Genomic DNA, 22,158 nt, shown 5'->3' with positions numbered 1-22,158 from the left:
TCAATATTTATTGATGTTTGGGATCCGGTATCAAATTTATCTCTACCCTTCTGTTCAGCGCACGACCCTGCATGGTGTTGTTATTGCCAATAGGATCTGAGGCTCCCGCACCAGAATAGGTAACGCGTGACCCGGAAACCCCTTGATATATCAGATAATCCGCCACACTCCTGGCCCGATCCTCGGAGAGAGGCAGGTTAATCTTGTTAGTCCCGGTGCTGTCGGTATAGCCAACTATGTCAACCAGATTCTTGTCGAACTCCTTGACAACTTTGGCAACAGAACCCAGAACAGGATAGAAACTGGACTTGATCGCTGACTTATTGGTATCAAATGTGATGTTAGAGGGCATGATTAACTTGAGGTTATCTCCATCCCGTTGTACCTGAACACCGGTTCCCAGCAACTCTTTTCTGAGCGCTGCTTCCTGCCTGTCCGTGTAATAACCATAGCCAGCTCCGGCTGCAGCACCAATCGCAGCGCCCTCCAGAGCCCCTTCGCCGCCACCGACCAAACCGCCAATGACAGCACCGGTAACTGCACCAATGCCACCGTATGCAGTGGTTTTACTGACTTCCTTCTCACCAGTGTATGGATTGGTCGTATGACAACCCGCTATGACCGCAGCGGCGGCAACGACCAATGACATTCTTTTCAGCTGCATTAACATGTTCACTTCTCCTAACCGCGAATAATGCTGTTTTCCCGGATTTCTTCGCCAATACAGGTATCCGGACCATGACCTGTAACTACAGTGGTTTCCTCATCCAAAGTGTACAGACGATCACGAATGGACTTCTCTATTGCTTTGAAGTCACCACCCCAAAGATCCGTTCTACCAATTGATCGGCGGAACAGGGTGTCTCCAGCGATCAACAGATTCTCTTTCACAAAGTGGAAACACATGGACCCAGGGGTATGTCCGGGAGTATGCATCGCCACCCCCCCACAGCAAGGAAGCTCCTGATCATCATTCAGCCAGAAGTCAGGATCTGGAACAGGGTTATAGGGCACACCAAACATACGACACTGAGTTTCGAGATTATCCCAGAGGAACTTATCTTCTTTGTGAAGATGAATGGAAGCACCAGTCTTTTTCTTGATTTCACCGCTAGCCAGGAAGTGATCCAAGTGAGCATGAGTATGAATCAACGCTACTGATTTTAGTCCGTGACTCTCCAACTTGGCAAGAATCACATCAGGATCACCACCGGGGTCGATGACGATGGCTTTCCTGGTAATGGGGTCACCAATGATGGTGCAGTTACACTGCAAAGGCCCCACAGGAAATGTTTCTTTGATCAGTGATGGATATTGCTCGGTCATTCTAGGGAACCTGCGAATAAGATTTGATTTCTTCCAACCTTTTTGTTTTCAGCAAAGCCAGATCGATATTCAGAAAAGAGAGTGGCTGTTGAACGGACACTCTTTGACAGGGCTTTGACGCGAAGATTATCACATATCGGGGGATCTTATTCGCCAGCTTACGTTCGAAGTGTCTGGTGTGCCAAACTCCAACTCCAATCTCAGGGAAGTCTTACCAGCACCTTCATTCGCCCACGACCCTGACTCAAAGAAATACTCAACCGCGTATTGACGGGAGCACCTCGCAGATTCAGCCTGACCAATGAATTACAAACGGTCAGCCGCCTCATGACGACTTCTTCTGGCAACCCGCCAAATATCGGGTAGGGATAGCAGGGTTCTGCGTCACAAGAGCCCTGTTCTTCGTCAAAGTCTTCCAGCAGATCAGGCAGATCAAAACGGAGAGCCATAACTAAACCTCCAGCAGCAGCCTTGGGAAGTGCCAGCCCGGAAGCCCGAACGAGGGCCACCGGAACTCTATAACCGACTATCCGAGCCGGATAGCACGTAGAATTGTAGACAACCCCTGCAGAGCCCATGAATCTTTTTTGAGCACTGGCACGCCAATCACCAAATCCCTCAGCGCACCCTGCTCAGCCATTAATTGCAATTCGCACTCTCGCGAGACGGTGCTCGTTAACGGATGGACTCAACAACCGTACAAATGGCTTTGCACAGAGTATCCAGATCTTCATCTGAAATGACATAAGGTGGCATAACATAAACCAGTTTACCGAAAGGTCTGACCCATACCCCCTGTTCTGGGAAACGGGGTTGAATTTCAGACATCACCACCGGCTGTCTCAATTCAACCACACCAATAGCTCCCAGAACCCGTACGTTAGCCACCGCTCCAAGCTTATTACAGGGAGAGAGACCAGCCCATAATTTTTTCTCTATGTTAGCCACCTGATTGACCCACTCACCTGAAGATAAAATATCCATGCTCGCCACACCGGCAGCACAAGCCAGAGGATTAGCCATGAAAGTAGGTCCGTGCATGATCGGACCAGTGTCACAGATGGCCTTACTGACTTCTTCGGTGCACATCACAGCTGATAACGTCATATAGCCACCGGTAAGGGCTTTACCTACACACATGATATCCGGGATAACATCGGCGTGTTCACAGGCAAACATTTTCCCGGTTCGACCAAAACCCGTGGCAATCTCATCATGAATGAGCAAGACTTCATGCTCATCACAGAGTGCTCTGACTTTTCTCAGAAAGTCGGGGGAGTAGAAATGCATTCCACCAGCCCCCTGAACGATAGGCTCAATAATAACGGCGGCCACCTGATGATTCAGGGACTCCAGTTCAGAGCGAAAAGGTTCTATATGATGGTCTTCAAGTGTCTCATCGAAGCCGCAGCCGGGACGGGGCACGAAATGATGTTCAGGCAGAATACCGGTAAACAGATGGTGCATACCATTGTCAGGATCACAGACCGCCATGCCCCCGGTCGTATCGCCGAAGTATCCGCCTTTAAATGTCAGCAACTTGTTCTTGTTAATCTCGCCCCTGCATTGCCAATACTGCATGGCCATCTTGATGGCTACTTCTACAGCGACTGAACCTGAATCCGCAAAAAATACGGTTTTGATCGGTTCGGGTGTCAACTCAACCAGTCTGCGAGACAGTTCAATGGCGGGCTTATGGGTCAACCCACCGAACATGACATGGGACATTGAATCGACCTGATCCTTAATGGCCTGATTCATAAACGGATGATTATAGCCGTGGACCGTACACCACCAGGAGGACATCCCGTCAATCACTTCTCTGCCATCACTCAAGCGGAGCCTGACCCCTGAAGCACTTTCAACGGCAAACAGTTTATACTGGCTGGGTGTTGTCCCATAAGGGTGCCAGATATGCCGGGCATCAAATTCAAGATCAGATTGTGTGATGGTTCGATCCAAAATGGACTCCAAGGTTTTCAGGTGTTCAGGATGCGATGAATAATAAGCTAAATCCCCGCAACAATTCACTGGGCGGCCAAATGAAAATCCATTCCACAGAATTTAGCCGGGCACTGAATCGCCTCGAGAAATGAGTTACAATTGCTCTTTAACTCATTATTTTTCTTCACCCCGTTTTCTTCAATCACAGTAGAACCAGAAACCAATGACCGCACTGTTCGTCAATCAACTCACCACACTTGATTTCAGTTACCTTTCTCCGGAACGCGGGGTTGTAGGGGAAACCTGGCTGGTCGATGTCGTGCTTCGGGGCGATCTGGATGAACAGGGCATGGTCTTTGACTTCGGCCATGTCAAAAAGCAGATCAAGGCTTCTCTGGACATTCTTGCCGACCACCGCCTGCTTGTGCCTGCTTCTCGCGGAGCAATAACCGTCAAAACAGAGAGCGAAGAATGCCTTTCTGTCAACATGCAGACCAGTACCGGTGATGTCATCGAATGCAAGGCTCCCGCCCCTGCAATTTTACTGGTCAATGCTCAGGAAATAACCCCTGAAGCTCTGACCCCCTTTCTCGAAAAAACCTTGCTGGATGAACTGCCAGACAACGTCGTCGGTGTTGAACTGGATATTTATCCTGAACAGTTTTCCGGTGCTTTCTACCACTACAGCCACGGCCTGAAAAAACATCTGGGCGACTGCCAGCGAATTGCCCATGGCCACCGTTCTCCTATCCACATCTACCTGGACGGAAAGCGCGACCCGACGCTCGAAGCAGACTGGGCCGAAAACTGGAAAGATATCTACATCGCCACCCGTGAAGACCTGCTGGAAAAAGTGACCATAGGCAGGCGGGATCACTTTCGCTTTGGCTATACCTCAGACCAGGGCTACTTCGAGCTGACTCTGGCAGAAGACCGCTGCTACCTGATTGATACTGACAGTACCGTGGAACTTCTGGCAGAACACATTGCAACCACCCTGAAAGCCCGTACCCCGAATCACTCAGTCCGGGTTGTGGCTTTTGAAGGATTTAACAAAGGCGCTGTGGCGGAAAAATAAATACCCCTGATTCAGGAGGCGTCTTTGACGGGTCAGACTTATGCTTTCAAGCCAAAGCTGTCTTAAGTCGGACTAAAATTAGATCTATCGATCAACAGAAACGGATTTCTTATGGCCATCGAAGACGTCAATAATCGCCCCATTTCCCCCTCAAGCCCTCGACAAGATCCTGAATTGGGCCTTTCCGCTGAGCAACAGGTTGAAGAAGAAGTAAAATTCACTTTTCAAGACCTGAAAAGCCACATGGAAGAGATGTTGCAATTCAATTACGCCGTCCTCCATGAACTCCTGGGGCAGATTGCCGCTATCAGTCCCTACAGGGCAGACATGGCTCAGGGTAAACAGCCAGAAGTGGCCTTAACAGAAGCTTCTGATGCCGTCAAAGCAACCCCTGTTGCGCCCGTCGGAAAAGCAAGCGCGTCAGCCTACCTGGCTGGCCTTCAGCACATTGAAGGGATGTTGGGAAACCACGACATCAAGCTTCAGGCAATGCTTGATAAGCTGGCGCTGTCGCGCTCTGGCAGAAAAGTCAGTCTGGAGAGTCAGGGGTTGGAGTTTGAACGTCTGAAATCCATCGTCATTCAGGCAGAAGGCAGAATGAACCAGGTATTAAGCCAGATGCCAGAAACCCTGCCTGAACATCCGGGACGCATGTTAAAGGACATGCTGCCTGAGGTCATCGAAAAATTGCAGCAATACGATGGCAGCTTTCGGGAAGCGCTCACCGAAGTGCGTGAAGAAATCCTCAGGGTCAGCTCACCCCGGTGAGAACCGATGATCACCTCACTGCTCCTGAGCATTCTCACCTGAGCATAGGTAATCATAACCCTACGGAGCCCGTTTAGCGTCATGGTACAATCATGGTCATTTTCCTGCTGACAGGTCTGAGACATGACGACTTTTTATCTGAAGGCAAAAAAGATCTTCACTGAAGAAGGCATTCTTCAGGACAGTTTTCTAAAAATAACGGACGGCCGTATTGCCGCTATTGACTGTGTGCCTGAAGAAGGCGCGGAGATCACGGATCTGGGAGACAGTCAAATTGTCCCCGGCCTCATTGATCTGCATATTCATGGCAGCGGTGGCTTTGACGTCATGGATGCCAGCCACGAAGCCATTAACACCATCTCAAAAACCATTGCTGCTAAAGGTGTCGTAGGCTTTCTTGCCACCACCGTTACTGATACCTGGGAAAGAAACCTCGCGGCCCTGAGAAACGTCAAGCACTGTATCGAGCAGGGCGTTGAGGGTGCAGAAGTGCTGGGTTCCTACAGTGAAGCCCTATTTTTTTCCGAACGTTTCAAAGGCGCCCATGAAAGCAGCTATTTCCTGAAGCCCACAAAAGAAAGACTCGACGAGTTGCTGGCAGCATCGGGTGGCACCCTTCGCTCACTGGCTCTGGCCCCTGAAATTGAGGGCGGCATTGAAGCAATTGAATACCTGACCAGCAAGAATGTCCGCGTCATGATTGGACACACAGGCGCTACTTACGATGTCTGCAAGAAAGCCTTTGCAGCGGGAGCCGTGGGCGGCGTTCATATTTTTAACCAGATGCTCGGATTGCATCATCGTCAACCCGGTACCGCCGGTGCTGTTCTGCACCACCGGGATATCTATGCAGAATTGATAGCAGACGGAGTTCATGTTGACCCCATAGTGATGGACCTGGTTTACCGTCTCAAAGGGGCTGATAAAACCGCTTTGATCACCGATTGCATCTGTGCAGGTGGATTGAGCGACGGGGAATACCAGCTGGGACTGTTGACAGTTCATGTCAAAGACGGTGTTGCCAGAACCGAATCGGGTGCTCTGGCAGGAAGCACCCTGACACTGAATCGTGCCGTCGCCAACATGATCGAAAAAGTGGCTGTAGACCCTCTGAGCGCTGTTCACATGGCTTCTCTGACACCAGCGACTTTGCTCGGCCTGCAGGACGAACTGGGCAGCATTAAGGTCGGTAAGCGTGCATCCATAGCGGTTATGAACAAAAATCACGAGGTCCTGATGACTTTTATCGACGGCAGGCAGGTTTTCAGCCTGTATTGATATCTTGCTCCGGTGGTGCGGCTGACTACTGTAGAAGGCTAACTTACGATTGCCGCTCTTCCCTGGGCGTCAGATCAAAATGGTTTTTATACGCCGTGCTGAAATGTGAAGCATTAGAGAAGCCACAAGCAACCCCCACATCCACTACCGGCCTGTCAGTCTCCCTGAGCAGCTTTCTGGCGCACTCAAGCCTGAGCTTCAAGTAGTGCCTGGAAGGCACAGTATCCAGATATTTTCGAAACAGTCGTTCCAACTGTCTACGGGAAATACCCACCAGAGAAGCCAGTTCATCGGCACCCAGTGGCTCTTCTATATTGGCAGCCATCAACTGTGTTGCTTCCTCAATCTGTGGCTGCTGCTTTCTGACGGGGGGCGCGACAAAAGAAGAAGTCCCCAGCCCACCAAGACGATCCCTCACCAATAATTCCGATACACTGGCAGCAAGATAACCCCCCTGCTCCCGGGCGACCAGAGAGAGCGTCATATCCATAGCAGCCATGCCTGCGCCACAGGTCATTCTGTTTCGGTCCAGTTCAAAAGTCGTCTGGCTCAACACCACCCGGGGATAGAGTTCCTGAAGGGCATCAGCGGCCCCTTCCAGTCGAGCACGATAACCATCAAGAAGGCCTGCACTCGCCAACAGGTTGGCGCCTTTGCCAATCCCGCCCAAAACAGATGCCTCGGACAATGCGGCAGAAGGAATCTGAACACCTGTTTTTGAAGCGACCAGAATCACCACATCCATGAATTCCAACGCCGACTGAGAGGGCTCAATGGAAAGACCCAGGTTACTCGTGACCGTTGATTCTGCAATGACAGCACTCTCATAAACGCACTGTCCGGTCGCCTGATTAACTGCTCTCAGCACTTCCAGGGCTGAAGACAACCCCAGCAAAGAGAAGTCGGGATATAAAAGAAAACCGACTTTGCAAGGCTTACTCACCCATAGCTCCTTTCTGCGCTGCAATCTCCGGAACCGAAAAAAGAATTATTCTTCATAGGGAAAAAATACTCGTAAAGCGTGCCTGATGATATCTCTATGGACAGAAGCCAGACTCTGAAAAATTCATCATAACAACTAAAGGCATCTTCTTTCAGTACAGAAATAAGCCTTGCAGCTCAGATCAGGACAATGGCCAGTCAATGCCCCAAAATGTAAATACTGAACAAAGGTGAATGAAGCTCGTCCTTCCACGGCATCCCGTCATCTGCCGTCCCCAGAGGCTGACTAAACGCCAGCAGGTTCAAATTCGACAGAGAGAATACTGAGCGGTAGTCCTCATCAGTCCAGAAAAAATCTTCAAAGACCACCCCCGAATCCGCCACAGAGCATTTAACTCGACAGCCACTGGTAAGCTCCCTGTTTTGAGGGAAGTCATTATCGATCGTCAACCAGTTGCCCTTGAACTTTTGCTCTGAACTGACAATCACTATCGCCGCACCATCGGGCTTTAGTACCCTTTTCACTTCGCGGATCACCGCCTCCATTTCAGATAAAGAGTCTATTTCAACCAGAACATAAGACAACATCACCAAATCATAAGACGCATCGGGACGAGGAATAGCTGCGGAATGAATGCGGGTAAATACCGTGTTCTGATGATCCTTTATAGCCTGATGGAGCATACTGTCTGAAATATCCATACCCTCTACATCAAACCCGGCATCTTTTAATAGCGGAATCATCAATCCTGCACCGCAACCATAGTCCAGCGCCCGGGCTCCCACTTTAACGTATTTATCCAGGATTCCAGGCAGGTCTCTGCGGATCATAAATCCGAGGTGGTTTTTCTCTTCGGCATAAGCCCTTGCTATCTCTTCTGAGTACTCCATAACCTCATATCACTGTGATGGGAACCTGAAGATAAAAAATAGCAGAGCCGTTCAGAAAAAAAGTTTCTCAGCAAATGATCCTCAGAGAAAACTTCAGGTCGCCTGGTGTAAACTGTTCGATCCGACTTTGATCTATAGTGGATAGGCAAGCGGCCAAAACAATAAATAAGTTCTTGATAAATCAGCCATGATCGGAAGCAGCGCATTTCAGTCTCTACCCTGTTGAAAGACGCTCACTATATAAAAACCATGTACACCGAGGACAAGAAATGAGCGAATACTCCGTTAACAGAGCGACCTTCGATGAAGTCATGGTGCCTAACTACGCACCACAGGCGATGATTCCCGTTCGCGGAAAAGGTTCACGAGTCTGGGATCAGGAAGGCCGAGAATACATCGATTTCGCAGGGGGTATTGCCGTTAATGCTCTTGGCCACTGCCACCCTCGGCTGGTCAAGACTCTCAAGGAACAGAGTGAAAAGCTCTGGCATATGAGTAATGTTTACACCAATGAGCCTGCTCTGGCTCTGGCCCAGCGCCTGACCGAGATCTCCTTTGCCGATAAAGTATTCTTCTGTAACTCGGGCACCGAAGCCAACGAAGCAGCCTTCAAACTGGCCAGAAAGTATTCTTTTGATCATGTTGGCCCTGAAAAGCATGAAATCATATCCTTCAAAAGCTCCTTCCACGGTCGCAGCCTGTTTGCTGTAACAGTGGGAGGCCAGCCAAGTTACTGTGAAGGTTATGCGCCGGTCCCCGCCGGTGTGACTCATCTACCCTACAACGATCTGGAGGCCCTGAAAGCAGCCATTTCAGACAAGACCTGTGCGGTCGTTCTGGAACCGATCCAGGGTGAAGGTGGGGTAATCCCGGCGGACCCAGAGTTCCTGAAGGGCATAAGAGCACTATGTGATGAACACAAAGCTCTGATGGTTTTGGATGAAGTGCAAACCGGTGTAGGCCGTTCCGGTGAGTTTTATGCTTACATGACCACCGGTGTCATTCCAGACATTCTGACCACAGCCAAATCACTGGGCGGTGGCTTCCCCGTAGCTGCCATGCTGACCACCGACGAGGTGGCCAAAAGCTTCGGCTTTGGCAGCCACGGCAGCACCTATGGCGGTAACCCGCTGGCCTGCGCTGTCGCTCTTGAAACCATCAACCTGATCCACAACGATCAGGTTCTGGCCAATGTCAGCAGCAAACACGAACTCTTTCGAAGCGAGCTGGAACGCATTAACAAAGTCTATGGCATCTTCAGCGAAGTTCGTGGCAAAGGTTTGCTGATGGGTGCAGAGCTGACCGAAAACTGGCACGGCAAAGCCAAAGACTTTCTGGCTGCTGCTGCTGAAGAAGGTCTGATGATGCTGGTTGCTGGCCCGAATGTGCTGAGAATGGCCCCCTCACTGATCATCCCGGATGAAGATATCCGTGAAGGTATGGCAGCACTGGAACGGGCAATTGCCAAGGTAGTCAATTCATAATTAACCACTGCACCGGTCTCTTGCTTCTGGCCGGTGCCCCTCTTTAATCAGAAGAGAATGCCGCATTAGTGTGCATTTCAACAAAAAACATCTCTGAAAATGGTGTTTCATGTCCGACCTTCTTGCCCCGCTACAATCCCTGCTAACCCGTCTGGACAGCCTTCAGGCAGAGATGCTTCTACACACCATTGAACTGGCTGAAATCAACTCTGGCAGTCTCAATGCCACGGGCGTTAATCAGGTGATGGAACGCCTCAGACAAATGACTGCACCTCTGGGTGGAAAACAAGAAGTCATTGACCTGGAACCTTATGAAGTAATTAATGACCAGGGGGAAGTGATTCAACACACATTGGGCAAGGCCCTGAGAATCCGTAAGCGCCCCGAGGCGCCCCTGCAGGTTTTCCTGTGCGGCCATATGGACACTGTGTTCCCAAAAGACAGCTCTTTCCAGAAGGTTATTCAACTTGATGAAGATACTATCAATGGTCCGGGTGTCACCGATTTGAAAGGCGGCATCATTGTGATGCTGAATGCACTCAAAATTCTGGAAGCAAGCCCATGGGCAGATCAAATTGGCTGGGAAATTCTCTTTAACCCGGATGAAGAAATAGGTTCACCGGGTTCTGCTGCGTTAATAAAAGACGCCGCCAGCCGTGTAGATCTGGGCATGATTTACGAACCCTGCTTCCCGGATGGCAGCTTCGCGGGTCAACGCAAGGGCAGCGGAAACTTCACTGCTGTCTGCTACGGCAAAGCAGCCCACGCTGGCAGGGAACATCATCTGGGAAGAAATGCTATTCGTGCCCTGTGTGACTTTGTCTCTGCTATGGATGACCTGAACGGAAAGCGGGAAGGCGTCACATTTAATCCCGGCTATATTCACGGTGGTGGCGCAACCAATATTGTTCCGGACCAATGCATAAGTCGTTTCAATATACGTCTGGAGAGACCGGAAGATGAGCAGTGGTGCCTTAAGGAACTGCAAATGATTGTCAATGAGATCAGCAGTCGCAACGGTATCCGTCTGGAACTTCACGGTGGCTTTAGCAGAAAGCCCAAGGTACTCACTCCGGCCAATCAGCAACTGTTTGAGCTGGCCAGACAGTGTGGTCACGCCCTGGGGCTGACTCTTGATGTAAAGCCAACCGGCGGCTGCTGCGACGGCAACAACCTGGCCTCAGCCGGCATTCCCAATATTGATACTCTGGGTGTTCAGGGTGGGCATATCCACAGTGAACAGGAGTACCTGAAAATCAGCAGCCTGATACCCAGAGCCAAATTGAGTGCAGCCCTGCTACTGACCCTGGCCCGTAATGAAGCCCTGGGTACCGGAAACGCCTGGCTGAAAAACAAAGAGTCCCGACCATGAAAGTCGTCAGACCTGTTGATTATCAAGACCTCAGTGCTCTGGAAACACTGGCCAACAGCGCCAGAGGCTCAATGACCACCCTGCCTGCGAACCGTGATCATCTGGCAGAATTGATCTGCAAAACCCGTGACTCCCTCAGTCAGAACGTTGAAGGTGCCGGAGAAGAAAGCTACCACTTTGTTCTGGAAGATCAGGAAACGGGTGAGATTCTTGGCATATCTGGCATTATCGCCACGATAGGTCTTTCGGCGCCTTTCTATAACTTCCGTGTCGACGAAGAAGTTCACGCCTCCGAGACACTGCAAACCATTAACCGGATGACGGTTTTAAAGCTCTGTCAGGACTACACGGGTTACACCAGCCTTTGCACTCTTTTTATCTCTCAACAACACGACAGCTGGTCTAACCTTCAGTTGCTGAGCCGTGCCAGGCTGCTGTTCATAGCTGAACACAGAGACCGTTTTGCTGACCGTGTTCTGGCAGAAATTCAGGGCGTTGTTGATGAAAACAACCGCTCAGCGTTCTGGAACAGTCTGGGCGCTCACTTTTTCCCAATGGCGATGTCCAAAGCCAATTATCTGACCGGCCTTGAGGAAAAGAACTTTATTGCTGACCTGATGCCCCGTTATCCGATTTACACACGCCTGCTGCCGAAGCAGGCAAGAGCAGTCATTGGTGAACCCAGACCCGACCGGGAGCCGGTGTTTAACATTCTTGAACGGGAAGGCTTCAGCTATCAGGGGTATGTGGATATTTTTGATGCTGGCCCCACTCTGGAAGCAGGAACCGACCGGCTAACCACTCTCCGTGACAGCCAGATCCATCAACCGGATCTATCCACAACATCGGCTGAACGAGAAACAGTTTATACACAAAACGACGACTATCTTGTAGCCAATACATCGGCCCGATCTTTTCGATGCATCAGCACGGCTTTCAACCCTCAAGCCCCCACCCTGAAACAGAAAGAAACAGACCTGCTGCAACTGAATGACGGAGACTCCGTCAGAGTGGCAGTTAGCTATTAAAAGACCTTGGACTTATAAAGTTAGAGGATACAGGCAATGACAGAAGCCAAAACAAACACGATCAAAACCCTTCTGGAAGCCATGTGGCAGAATTATCTGGAACTGACCCCTGACGCCCGGACAATCCATAACCTCTTTGCTGCTCAAAATGATGGCTTAGTGATCAATGATCACATTGCATTGCGAACGTACAATCTGGACAGGGTTAGCCTCGAAAAAGTAGCACGCCCTTTTCTCGATGCAGGTTATGTTGCCGGCGGCGACTATGAGTTTCCCGGCAGAAAACTGGTAGCCAAACACTTCCAGCATCCCGACGACACCCTGCCAAAAGTATTTATCAGTGAGCTGCTGGTTGAGGCGCTGTCCATTGAAGCTCAGCAAGTTATCCACAGCCTGGTCAACCAGGTCACTGAAACGTCTGTTCTTCAGGATGATTTCTGTTTTTCAGGACGACCCTGGACGGTCAGTCAGCAAGACTATGACCTGCTATTACAGGAAAGTGAATACGCTGCCTGGGTGGCAGCCCTCGGGTACCGTCCCAACCACTTCACTGTCTCCATTAATCACCTGCAATCCCATGATGACATCCAGGTTCTGAACCAGATGCTGCAGGACAATGGTTTCATACTGAATGAAAGCGGCGGTCTGGTGAAAGGCTCTCCCGAAGTGCTTCTGGAGCAGTCATCCACTATGGCCGGTAAAGTCAACGTCAGCTTCTCCGATGGTGACCGGGAAATCCCCGGCTGCTTTTATGAGTTTGCCAAGCGCTACCCTCTGCCCGACGGCAAACTCTATCAGGGGTTTGTAGCCGCTTCTGCTGACAAAATTTTTGCAAGCACTGATACCCGGTCAACCCAATAATCTGGAGTTGTTCAGTTATTGAAGAAGGCAAAAGCGGCAGTGCAGATTTTTTCTCAGGCTGCTCTATTCAGCTCAATATAATCAAAAACAACAACTATTCAGTGACGTTTTCTTATGATGATAATCAGACCCATCACCGAACAGGATCACGACGCACTCTGGCAGATTGCCCAGATAACCGGCGTGGGTTTCTCGTCCCTGCAACCTGACCCTGAGATGGTTCAGAAAAAGCTCGAATGGGCAGTCAACTCCTTCAGGGCTGAAAAACCTCTGGAAGAAGCTTACTACCTGTTCGTCATGGAAGACATGGAAACAGCAGAGGTCGTTGGTGTCTGCGGCATTGAGTCCGCTGTGGGCCTTAAAGATCCCTGGTACAACTATAAGGTCAACACTCAGGTACATGCCTCCAGAGAACTGGATGTCTATACCCGTATCAAGACCCTGACACTTTGTAGTGACTACACAGGTCACTCAGAACTTTGCACTCTGTTCCTGACACCGCAATACCGCAAATCCAGTAATGGACACCTGTTGTCCAAATGCCGCTTTCTTTTCATGGCCGCTCATGAGCCTCGCTTTGACGAAAGCGTCATTGCTGAGCTTCGTGGTTTTTCCGATGAAGAGGGTGAATCTCCTTTTTGGGAAGCCCTGGGCAGACAATTCTTTGCCGTGGACTTTGTCGAGGCTGATCAACAGGTCGCCCGTGGTAAATCCTTTATCGCCGAGCTGATGCCACGCAACCCCATTTATAGCAACCTGTTACCGGCAAAAGCCCAAAGTGTCATTGGCCAGACTCATGAGGATACCGTACCGGCCAGAAAACTACTGGAGGGCGAAGGGTTCCGATACACCGGTTATATCGACATTTTTGATGGTGGCCCGGTGCTGGAAACTCAGGTTAAAGACATCCGGGCAATCAGGGATTCCCGTCGCTACCGGATCAAAGTCCATAACCACCTGGATACCGATGAAACGGTCTGGCTGATGGCCAATAGTCACTTCCGTGACTTTCGCTGCATCGCCGGACAATTGTCTTTTGAAGGACTGGAGTTCGTCAACATCAGCCAGAAACAAGCTCAGGCACTGAATGTAGGGGACGGCGATGAACTCAGAGTCGTGCCACTTTTCAACCCACAACGAAGTCATCGCTAAGAAGCAGTTATTGATAAACAGCCCATGGCTCACTAACGGAGTTACATTATGAAAGGTTCTCTATTTATAAAAGGACAATGGCTTCAGGGTGAGGGGCAGACATTTCATTCCCTGAATCCAGCCAGTGGTGAAATCATCTGGAGTGGTTCTGCTGCTCAACCCTCCCAGGTTGATCAGGCCATTTCAGCAGCCCGAAAAGTCCAGCCGGAATGGGCTGCACGCACTCTGGAAGACCGCATTAAACGGGTGCGCAAGTTTGCCGCACAGGTTGAAGAAAATGCTGACTTGCTGGCCAGAACCATTGCCATGGAGACGGGTAAACCCCTCTGGGAATCCAGAACTGAAGCAGCGGCCATGAAAGGCAAGATTGAAATTTCTATCAAAGCCTGTAATGAGCGCACCGGAACGACAGAAAACACCATGCCCGGAGCCCGCGCTTTTATACGACACAAGCCTCATGGTGTCGTCGCGGTTTTTGGCCCCTACAATTTTCCGGGACACTTGCCCAATGGGCACATTGTTCCGGCCCTGCTGGCGGGCAATACGGTTGTCTTCAAACCCAGCGAACTGACCCCGGCTACTGCGGAAGAAACCATCAAACTCTGGCAGCAGGCCGGGCTGCCGGAAGGCGTGTTGAACATGGTTCAGGGCGAAAAAGAAACGGGTATGGCTCTGGCCAGGCACAAAGGCATTGACGGTCTGTTCTTCACCGGCAGCTCCAATACCGGAAGACTGATCCACCAGCAGTTTGGTGGCCAGCCAGGCAAAATTCTGGCTCTTGAGATGGGTGGCAATAATCCATTAATTATTACTGAAGTTAAAGACCACAAAGCAGCGATACACGACGCTATTCAGTCAGCGTTTATTACTGCCGGTCAGCGCTGTACTTGCTCCAGGCGCTTGTTCGTTCCTGCCTCAGAATGGGGTAATAGTTTTATTGATCAGCTGGTCGAAGCCGCTGGCAACATCAAAGTGGGTCAATGGAATGATGAAGACCAGCCCTTCATGGGAGCCGTTATTTCAGAAGCGGCGGCGGACGCTATTCTTCAAGCTCAGACACACCTGCAGCAGCTGGGTGGTCAATCACTGCTGACGAGCCAAAAATTGAAGAAAGGCACCGGTTTACTGTCACCCGGCATTATTGATGTTACCGCCATTAAAGAGCTGCCTGATGAAGAATACTTTGGCCCTCTGTTGCAGGTAATTCGTTACGACCAGCTCGACGAAGCCATTGAACAGGCCAATAACACCCGCTATGGACTCTCCGCAGGCATTTTCAGTGACAGTCGTCAAGACTATGAACAGTTCCTGCACCGCTCCCGGGCCGGAATCGTCAACTGGAACAAGCCCATCACCGGAGCCAGCAGTGCTGCGCCATTTGGTGGTATTGGCGACAGTGGTAACCACCGCCCCAGTGCCTACTTTGCCGCTGATTACTGTGCTTACCCGGTAGCCAGTGTGGAAGCTGAGAGTCTGTCACTCCCGGAAAAACTGGCCCCGGGTTTAAAGCTTTAATAACGCTGGCTCCGAGATCGGAATAGAAGAGATATGAATAAAACTGTTGAAGCCAATTTTGATGGCCTGGTAGGTCCAACCCATAACTATGCCGGCCTGTCTCTGGGCAATATCGCCTCAACCCATCATCAGTCAGCGCCTTCCAATCCCAAACAGGCTGCTTTACAGGGTCTGGCGAAAATGAAGGCATTGCACGACATGGGTTTAGTACAGGGAGTGCTGGCACCCCAGGAAAGACCAGACGTTTATACCCTGCGCAAGCTTGGTTTTAGCGGCAGTGATGAACAAGTGCTTGCCGAAGCCTCACGACAGGTGCCCAAAATTCTTGCCGCATGCAGTTCTGCATCCACCATGTGGACCGCTAATGCCGCTACTGTATCACCCAGCGCCGATACAACCTCTGGCACCGTGCACTTTACACCTGCAAACCTGTGCAGCAAGTTTCACCGCTCCATTGAGCATGAGATAACAGGCAGAATTCTAAAAGCCGTTTTCTCCAGCGAGGAACATTTTACGCATCATCCTGCACTTGTCAGTAGCTCTCACTTCGGTGATGAGGGTGCAGCCAACCATACCCGTTTCTGTCAGAACTATGGAGACGAAGGGGTAGAGTTCTTTGTTTATGGCCGTTACAGCTTTGATGACGCCCGGCCAGCTCCGACAAAGTTTCCGGCTCGACAGAGTCTGGAAGCCTCACAGGCTGTTGCCCGCATCCATCAACTCAATACCAGTCGTACTGTATTTGCACAACAAAACCCCGAAGTCATTGATCAGGGAGTTTTCCATAATGATGTTATTGCTGTGGGGAATCGCAACGTCCTGTTCTGTCACGAGAAAGCTTTCCTGAACCAGGCTCAAGTCTATAACGACCTGAAAAATGCCTATGGCCGGGATGACTTCTGCATTATTGAAGTGCCTGAAAGTCAGATCAGAGTGGAAACGGCAGTGAAAAGTTACCTGTTCAACAGCCAGCTGCTCAGCACTTCCGATCGTGATATGACTATTGTTGTTCCCTCTGATTGCCAGAGCGATCGACAGGTTGCAACCTATCTGGAAGGGCTGGTTGCATCCGATAATCCCATCAATAACATCAAAGTGTTCGACCTGCGTCAAAGTATGAATAATGGTGGTGGACCTGCCTGCCTGCGCCTGAGAGTTGTGCTGACTTCTGAGGAACTGGCTGCCACCAACCAGACCTGCCTGATAAACGACACTCTCTATGTAACACTCTGCCACTGGGTTGAAAAGCATTACCGCGACAGGCTGACTGAAGCCGATCTTGCCGATCCTGAACTTCTGATTGAGTCTCGCACAGCACTGGATGAGTTAACCGGCCTTCTGAAACTGGGGTCTATTTATCAGTTCCAACAGGTGTAAAGGCCCGGAGCTGATTTTATCTCCGCAAGAGATAGAATCAGCTCATCCATTTCATGGGAGAAAAAAATGAGAACAATGTCGCTTGCCATGGTGGCGCTTATTTCCATAGTCCTTACAGGTTGCGTGAGCCTGACAGCTCCTCAGAAAAATCCCCAGGTCGCCCCCCTGTCGATTACTTCTTCGCCTCTGCATCGATTCTCTTTAGCCGATTTTGATGGTCTGATGTTCGAGCCCATTATCCCCGAAGAAGCGGACCCGATGTTCCCCAGCCGCGAGAGTGCTTATCAAACAATAGAATTCGAGATAGCCAAACAGCTGTCAGCGAAAATGACTATCGATCCTGACCAGATCCCTCAGAATTCATTGATTGTTCGCTATGGCATTGCTTCCGATTCCATCGTCTCCGACGCAGAACTGATTCAATTCTTTGGCACAACGCCGGGACTGGTCACTGAGCCGGGTCAGGAAAAACTGACCATAGCCATTGCTCTGATTCGGGCCAATACCGGCGACGCCCTGTGGAAAGGGGTTGCCCAGGGCACAATAGTTCCCGGACTGAGCAATGAAACACGACTGGCCAGAGCCGAAGCGGCCATAGCCAGAATGCTGGGCAATTTGAAGTAACGTCTAGGATATTGGAGAATGAAGGCAAGTAATCAATTATTCATTTTCCGTAGTTCAATAATTTTCACCTTGTTATAGCTGCTTTCATAACTACCGCAGGCGTTGGTAAGCACGTGGCCGCAGTCGGTACTGAAGGTGGCTGATTCGACCCCCCACATCCCATGGGAAATTGTGGCTTTTTCTACCCATAATCCATCAGCACTCAGGCCAATAATTTTCGACGTTGAATCTCTGCTGGCAGTTATCAGATGACAGCCATCGGGACCGAAGGTGGCTGAGTTGACCCTTGCCTTGTGGGAAAAGGTGGCTAATTTTTCCCATACTCCATCATTGTCATGGCCATAAATTTTCACCTTTCCATCGTTACTGGCGGTCACCAGGTAGAGGCCATCGGCGCTAAAGCTGGCTGAATTGACTCCGTCCTTATGGTGAATGGTGGTTTTTTTCTCCCATTTTCCGTCCTCCTCCTGGCCGTAGATTTTCGCCTTGCCATCAACACTGGCGGTCACCAAATGATTGCAATCAGCGCTGAAGGTGGCTGAGTTGACTACTTTCTTATGTAAAATAATGGCTTTTTCTTTCCATGGCCCGTCATCCTCATGGCCATAGATTTTCACCGTACAATTGCTGACGGTCAACAGATGGCTGCTATCAGCGCTGAAGGTAGCTGAATCGACATCATCAACATGGTAAATTTTCGCTTCTTCTTCCCAGGTTCCCCCCTCCTTCTGGCCGTATATTTTTGCCGTGCCATCACAACTTGCGGTCACCACGTGGGTGCTATCGGGGCTGAAGGTAGCTGAGCTGACAGAGTCATCATGATCGATTGTGGCTTTTTCCACCCATAGTCCATCGCCCATCTTGCTGTAGATCTTCACTGTGTGATCGTCACTGGCGGTCACTAAATGAGAGCTATTGGCGCTGAAAGTGGCTGAATTAACGCATCCATCATGAAAAATGGAAGCTTTTGCTTTCCATGATCCATCGTCCTCATAACCATAGATTTTTGCCGTGCCATCATCACTGGCAATGACCAAATAGCAGCCATCGGCACTGAAGGTGGCCGACTCAACGCAGGTATCATGGAAAATGGCAGCCTTCTCTTCCCATGAACCATCGTCATTACGGCTACAGATTTTCACCATGTCATCATTACCGATGGTCACCAGGTGGCGACCATCGTCGCTAAAGGTAGCCGATTCGATGCCTTCATCATGGAGAATGGTAGCTTTTTCTTTCCATGATCCATCGGACTCCATGCCATAGATTTTAGCCGTGTCATCGTCACTGCCAGTCACCACGTGGAGACCATCTTTACTGAAAGTCGCTAGACTGTATAAGGAGTCATGGGAAATAGTGACTTTTTTATCGACATTGAATGTTCTGCACTTCGACATCAAATCAGTGTTGTTGAAAAAGAACAGAGCAGGAAAACATTCCTCTTCTCGACGCCCAACAAGTGACTCGATTAACGCCTGATTATTCGTAAATTGCCCCACCCAACCTCTGAGTTGCTCATCACTTCTTGCCTTGATAACTGTCTTCATCAGAGACTGTTGAGCTGGAGAAAAACGTCGATACCATTCCTTTGCCAGGACATCTTCTTTTTTAATAAGCTCTCGAAAGTGGGTACATGACTGTTTCAAACGGGCAATATCTTTAAGCCACGGACGGCCAATAATATTTAATTGTGTCGAGCGGGAAGCATTGAGTAGAGGAGGTTTACCATTCTCAAAGGCAGTAATTTCCCTACCCTCATTGACACCGGTTTTTGCTCGCTTCGATTCAGGTTCATCAGGTTCTGGTAAATATGAAACGCCGGTGTTTGAGCTGTTATATATTGAGTCCATGCTTGGTCACTCCTTAGTTTAATAGTTTGTGTTTATCTTCAATCAGGAAGAACATCCAAAATTGAAACTAAGGGTTGGATTCTGTTTTAAAGTAAAAGTTCATAACAGGGTGTTAAGTGAAACTAACAACAGTTTCTGCCTTTCAGCACAAGGTAAAGGCAAACAATCAATTATTCATTTATCCGCAGCTCAGTAATTTTCGCCTTGTGATAGCCACCGTTGGCGGCGGTGGTAAGCACATGGCTACAGTCGTCACTGAAGGCGGCTGATGAGACCAGCCCGCCATGGGAAATTGTGGCTTTTTCTTTCCATAATCCATCCGCCCCCAGGCCAATAATTTTCGCCGTTTTATCTTTACTGGCGGTGACGATATGGTAACCATCAGAACTGAATGTGGCCGAATAGACTCGACTATTATGGCAAATGGTGGTTTTTTCTTTCCATGATCCATCGTCCTCACGGCCATAAATTTTCACCTTGCCATCGTCACTGGCGGTCACCACATAGCGGCCATCGGGACTGAATGTGGCTGAATTGACATCGCCTCCATGGTAAATGGTGGCTTTCTTTTCCCATGACCCATCATCCGCCTTCTTACCATAGATTTTCGCCGTGCCATCATAACTGGCGGTCACCAAATGGCTGCCATCGGCACTGAAGGCGGCTGATTTGACCTTATTTTTATGACGAATACCGGTTTTAAATTCCAACAGCAGTTTGGTGGCCAGCCAGGCAAAATTCTGGCTCTTGAGATGGGTGGCAATAATCCATTAATTATTACTGAAGTTAAAGACCACAAAGCAGCGATACACGACGCTATTCAGTCAGCGTTTATTACTGCCGGTCAGCGCTGTACTTGCTCCAGGCGCTTGTTCGTTCCTGCCTCAGAATGGGGTAATAGTTTTATTGATCAGCTGGTCGAAGCCGCTGGCAACATCAAAGTGGGTCAATGGAATGATGAAGACCAGCCCTTCATGGGAGCCGTTATTTCAGAAGCGGCGGCGGACGCTATTCTTCAAGCTCAGACACACCTGCAGCAGCTGGGTGGTCAATCACTGCTGACGAGCCAAAAATTGAAGAAAGGCACCGGTTTACTGTCACCCGGCATTATTGATGTTACCGCCATTAAAGAGCTGCCTGATGAAGAATACTTTGGCCCTCTGTTGCAGGTAATTCGTTACGACCAGCTCGACGAAGCCATTGAACAGGCCAATAACACCCGCTATGGACTCTCCGCAGGCATTTTCAGTGACAGTCGTCAAGACTATGAACAGTTCCTGCACCGCTCCCGGGCCGGAATCATCAACTGGAACAAGCCCATCACCGGAGCCAGCAGTGCTGCGCCATTTGGTGGTATTGGCGACAGTGGTAACCACCGCCCCAGTGCCTACTTTGCCGCTGATTACTGTGCTTACCCGGTAGCCAGTGTGGAAGCTGAGAGCCTGTCACTCCCGGAAAAACTGGCCCCGGGTTTAACGCTTTAATAACGCTGGCTCCGAGATCGGAATAGAAGAGATATGAATAAAACTGTTGAAGCCAATTTTGATGGCCTGGTAGGTCCAACCCATAACTATGCTGGCCTGTCTCTGGGCAATATCGCCTCAACCCATCATCAGTCAGCGCCTTCCAATCCCAAACAGGCTGCTTTACAGGGTCTGGTGAAAATGAAGGCATTGCACGACATGGGTTTAGTACAGGGAGTGCTGGCACCCCAGGAAAGACCAGACGTTTATACCCTGCGCAAGCTTGGTTTTAGCGGCAGTGATGAACAAGTGCTTGCCGAAGCCTCACGACAGGTGCCCAAAATTCTTGCCGCATGCAGTTCTGCATCCACCATGTGGACCGCTAATGCCGCTAGCGTATCACCCAGCGCCGATACAACCTCTGGCACCGTGCACTTTACACCTGCAAACCTGTGCAGCAAGTTTCACCGCTCCATTGAGCATGAGATAACAGGCAGAATTCTAAAAGCCGTTTTCTCCAGCGAGGAGCATTTTACGCATCATCCTGCACTTGTCAGTAGCTCTCACTTCGGTGATGAGGGTGCAGCCAACCATACCCGTTTCTGTCAGAACTATGGAGACGAAGGGGTAGAGTTCTTTGTTTATGGCCGTTACAGCTTTGATGACGCCCGGCCAGCTCCGACAAAGTTTCCGGCTCGACAGACTCTGGAAGCCTCACAGGCTGTTGCCCGCATCCATCAACTCAAGGCAGTGAAAAGTTACCTGTTCAACAGCCAGCTGCTCAGCACTTCCGATCGTGATATGACTATTGTTGTTCCCTCTGATTGCCAGAGCGATCGACAGGTTGCAACCTATCTGGAAGGGCTGGTTGCATCCGATAATCCCATCAATAACATCAAAGTGTTCGACCTGGGTCAAAGTATGAATAATGGTGGTGGACCTGCCTGCGCCTGAGAGTTGTGCTGACTTCTGAGGAACTGGCTGCCACCAACCAGGCCTGCCTGATAAACGACACTCTCTATGTAACACTCTGCCACTGGGTTGAAAAGCATTACCGCGACAGGCTGACTGAAGCCGATCTTGCCGATCCTGAACTTCTGATTGAGTCTCGCACAGCACTGGATGAGTTAACCGGCCTTCTGAAACTGGGGTCTATTTATCAGTTCCAACAGGTGTAAAGGCCCGGAGCTGATTTTATCTCCGCA

The 22,158-nt window shown here is 50.0% G+C and carries 20 protein-coding genes and 1 pseudogene; 13 read left to right on the top strand and 8 right to left on the bottom strand.

Annotation, left to right across the window (positions count from 1 at the left end):
- Positions 1-7: 7 nt before the first annotated feature.
- From ACOJUN_RS14370 to bioA, 4 genes are all read right to left on the bottom strand, one after another.
- Positions 8-670 carry an OmpA family protein gene (locus tag ACOJUN_RS14370; protein WP_422132627.1) on the bottom strand — a complete coding sequence of 221 codons (663 nt, stop codon included), beginning with the start codon at positions 668-670 and terminating at the stop codon, positions 8-10.
- An 11-nt stretch (positions 671-681) separates the two neighbouring features.
- A complete protein-coding gene (locus ACOJUN_RS14365) occupies positions 682-1,326 on the bottom strand; it encodes an MBL fold metallo-hydrolase (RefSeq protein WP_422132626.1) in 645 nt (214 codons plus the stop codon).
- 200 nt (positions 1,327-1,526) lie between these two features.
- The gene (locus ACOJUN_RS14360) at positions 1,527-1,775 is read right to left on the bottom strand and encodes a hypothetical protein (RefSeq protein WP_422132625.1); all 249 of its coding nucleotides are present in this window, start codon (positions 1,773-1,775) and stop codon (positions 1,527-1,529) included.
- A gap of 226 nt (positions 1,776-2,001) precedes the next feature.
- Complete coding sequence (gene bioA / locus ACOJUN_RS14355; protein ID WP_422132624.1) at positions 2,002-3,288, bottom strand: adenosylmethionine--8-amino-7-oxononanoate transaminase; 1,287 nt, start codon at positions 3,286-3,288, stop codon at positions 2,002-2,004.
- A 205-nt stretch (positions 3,289-3,493) separates the two neighbouring features.
- Here bioA and ACOJUN_RS14350 point away from each other — a divergent pair, with 205 nt between their 5' ends.
- The 3 genes from ACOJUN_RS14350 to nagA all read left to right on the top strand — a co-directional run bounded on the left by ACOJUN_RS14350 (position 3,494) and on the right by nagA (position 6,394).
- Positions 3,494-4,348, top strand: a complete 855-nt coding sequence (locus ACOJUN_RS14350; RefSeq protein ID WP_422132623.1) for a 6-carboxytetrahydropterin synthase — start codon at positions 3,494-3,496, stop codon at positions 4,346-4,348.
- Between the two features lie 111 nt (positions 4,349-4,459).
- Positions 4,460-5,116, top strand: a complete 657-nt coding sequence (locus ACOJUN_RS14345; protein WP_422132622.1) for a hypothetical protein — start codon at positions 4,460-4,462, stop codon at positions 5,114-5,116.
- 123 nt (positions 5,117-5,239) lie between these two features.
- Positions 5,240-6,394, top strand: coding sequence for an N-acetylglucosamine-6-phosphate deacetylase (gene nagA / locus ACOJUN_RS14340; RefSeq protein ID WP_422132621.1), 1,155 nt, complete (start codon positions 5,240-5,242; stop codon positions 6,392-6,394).
- A gap of 43 nt (positions 6,395-6,437) precedes the next feature.
- On the opposite strand, the gene ACOJUN_RS14335 is transcribed toward nagA, so the two are convergent.
- Both ACOJUN_RS14335 and ACOJUN_RS14330 read right to left on the bottom strand, forming a co-directional pair.
- Positions 6,438-7,337: a GlxA family transcriptional regulator gene (locus ACOJUN_RS14335; protein ID WP_422132620.1), complete on the bottom strand. Its 900-nt coding sequence runs from the start codon at positions 7,335-7,337 to the stop codon at positions 6,438-6,440.
- Between the two features lie 197 nt (positions 7,338-7,534).
- Positions 7,535-8,227, bottom strand: a complete 693-nt coding sequence (locus ACOJUN_RS14330) for a class I SAM-dependent methyltransferase (protein ID WP_422132619.1) — start codon at positions 8,225-8,227, stop codon at positions 7,535-7,537.
- A gap of 269 nt (positions 8,228-8,496) precedes the next feature.
- On the opposite strand from ACOJUN_RS14330, the gene ACOJUN_RS14325 reads away from it, so the two are divergent.
- The 8 genes from ACOJUN_RS14325 to ACOJUN_RS14290 all read left to right on the top strand — a co-directional run bounded on the left by ACOJUN_RS14325 (position 8,497) and on the right by ACOJUN_RS14290 (position 17,640).
- Positions 8,497-9,711, top strand: coding sequence for an aspartate aminotransferase family protein (locus tag ACOJUN_RS14325; RefSeq protein WP_422132618.1), 1,215 nt, complete (start codon positions 8,497-8,499; stop codon positions 9,709-9,711).
- 109 nt (positions 9,712-9,820) lie between these two features.
- A complete protein-coding gene (locus ACOJUN_RS14320) occupies positions 9,821-11,083 on the top strand; it encodes a hydrolase (RefSeq protein WP_422132617.1) in 1,263 nt (420 codons plus the stop codon).
- Entirely contained in the window at positions 11,080-12,111 is a 1,032-nt protein-coding gene (locus tag ACOJUN_RS14315; protein WP_422132616.1) for an arginine N-succinyltransferase, read from the top strand. Before ACOJUN_RS14320 ends, ACOJUN_RS14315 begins: the two co-directional genes overlap by 4 nt.
- Before the next feature lie 36 nt (positions 12,112-12,147).
- A complete protein-coding gene (locus tag ACOJUN_RS14310) occupies positions 12,148-12,972 on the top strand; it encodes a DUF1338 domain-containing protein (protein WP_422132615.1) in 825 nt (274 codons plus the stop codon).
- Positions 12,973-13,086: 114 nt separating this feature from the next.
- Positions 13,087-14,124, top strand: coding sequence for an arginine N-succinyltransferase (gene astA, locus ACOJUN_RS14305; RefSeq protein WP_422132614.1), 1,038 nt, complete (start codon positions 13,087-13,089; stop codon positions 14,122-14,124).
- A 48-nt stretch (positions 14,125-14,172) separates the two neighbouring features.
- Complete coding sequence (gene astD, locus ACOJUN_RS14300) at positions 14,173-15,639, top strand: succinylglutamate-semialdehyde dehydrogenase (protein WP_422132613.1); 1,467 nt, start codon at positions 14,173-14,175, stop codon at positions 15,637-15,639.
- 33 nt (positions 15,640-15,672) lie between these two features.
- Entirely contained in the window at positions 15,673-17,016 is a 1,344-nt protein-coding gene (gene astB / locus ACOJUN_RS14295; RefSeq protein ID WP_422132612.1) for an N-succinylarginine dihydrolase, read from the top strand.
- 66 nt (positions 17,017-17,082) lie between these two features.
- Complete coding sequence (locus ACOJUN_RS14290; protein ID WP_422132608.1) at positions 17,083-17,640, top strand: hypothetical protein; 558 nt, start codon at positions 17,083-17,085, stop codon at positions 17,638-17,640.
- A gap of 32 nt (positions 17,641-17,672) precedes the next feature.
- On the opposite strand, the gene ACOJUN_RS14285 is transcribed toward ACOJUN_RS14290, so the two are convergent.
- Both ACOJUN_RS14285 and ACOJUN_RS14280 read right to left on the bottom strand, forming a co-directional pair.
- The gene (locus ACOJUN_RS14285; protein WP_422132611.1) at positions 17,673-19,490 is read right to left on the bottom strand and encodes a WD40 repeat domain-containing protein; all 1,818 of its coding nucleotides are present in this window, start codon (positions 19,488-19,490) and stop codon (positions 17,673-17,675) included.
- A gap of 170 nt (positions 19,491-19,660) precedes the next feature.
- Complete coding sequence (locus ACOJUN_RS14280) at positions 19,661-20,200, bottom strand: WD40 repeat domain-containing protein (protein WP_422132610.1); 540 nt, start codon at positions 20,198-20,200, stop codon at positions 19,661-19,663.
- On the opposite strand from ACOJUN_RS14280, the gene ACOJUN_RS14275 reads away from it, so the two are divergent.
- Positions 20,174-20,974: an aldehyde dehydrogenase family protein gene (locus tag ACOJUN_RS14275; protein WP_422132609.1), complete on the top strand. Its 801-nt coding sequence runs from the start codon at positions 20,174-20,176 to the stop codon at positions 20,972-20,974. The genes ACOJUN_RS14280 and ACOJUN_RS14275 overlap by 27 nt on opposite strands.
- A 33-nt stretch (positions 20,975-21,007) precedes the next feature.
- Positions 21,008-22,131: pseudogene (locus ACOJUN_RS14270) on the top strand (N-succinylarginine dihydrolase).
- Positions 22,132-22,158 lie beyond the last annotated feature (27 nt).

The sequence above is a fragment of the Endozoicomonas sp. ALD040 genome (genome assembly GCF_049275945.1).
Classification (GTDB): Bacteria; Pseudomonadota; Gammaproteobacteria; order Pseudomonadales; family Endozoicomonadaceae; genus Endozoicomonas_A.
Note: the sequence above shows the minus strand (reverse complement) of the source record. Positions and strands in the feature narration are given on the sequence as shown.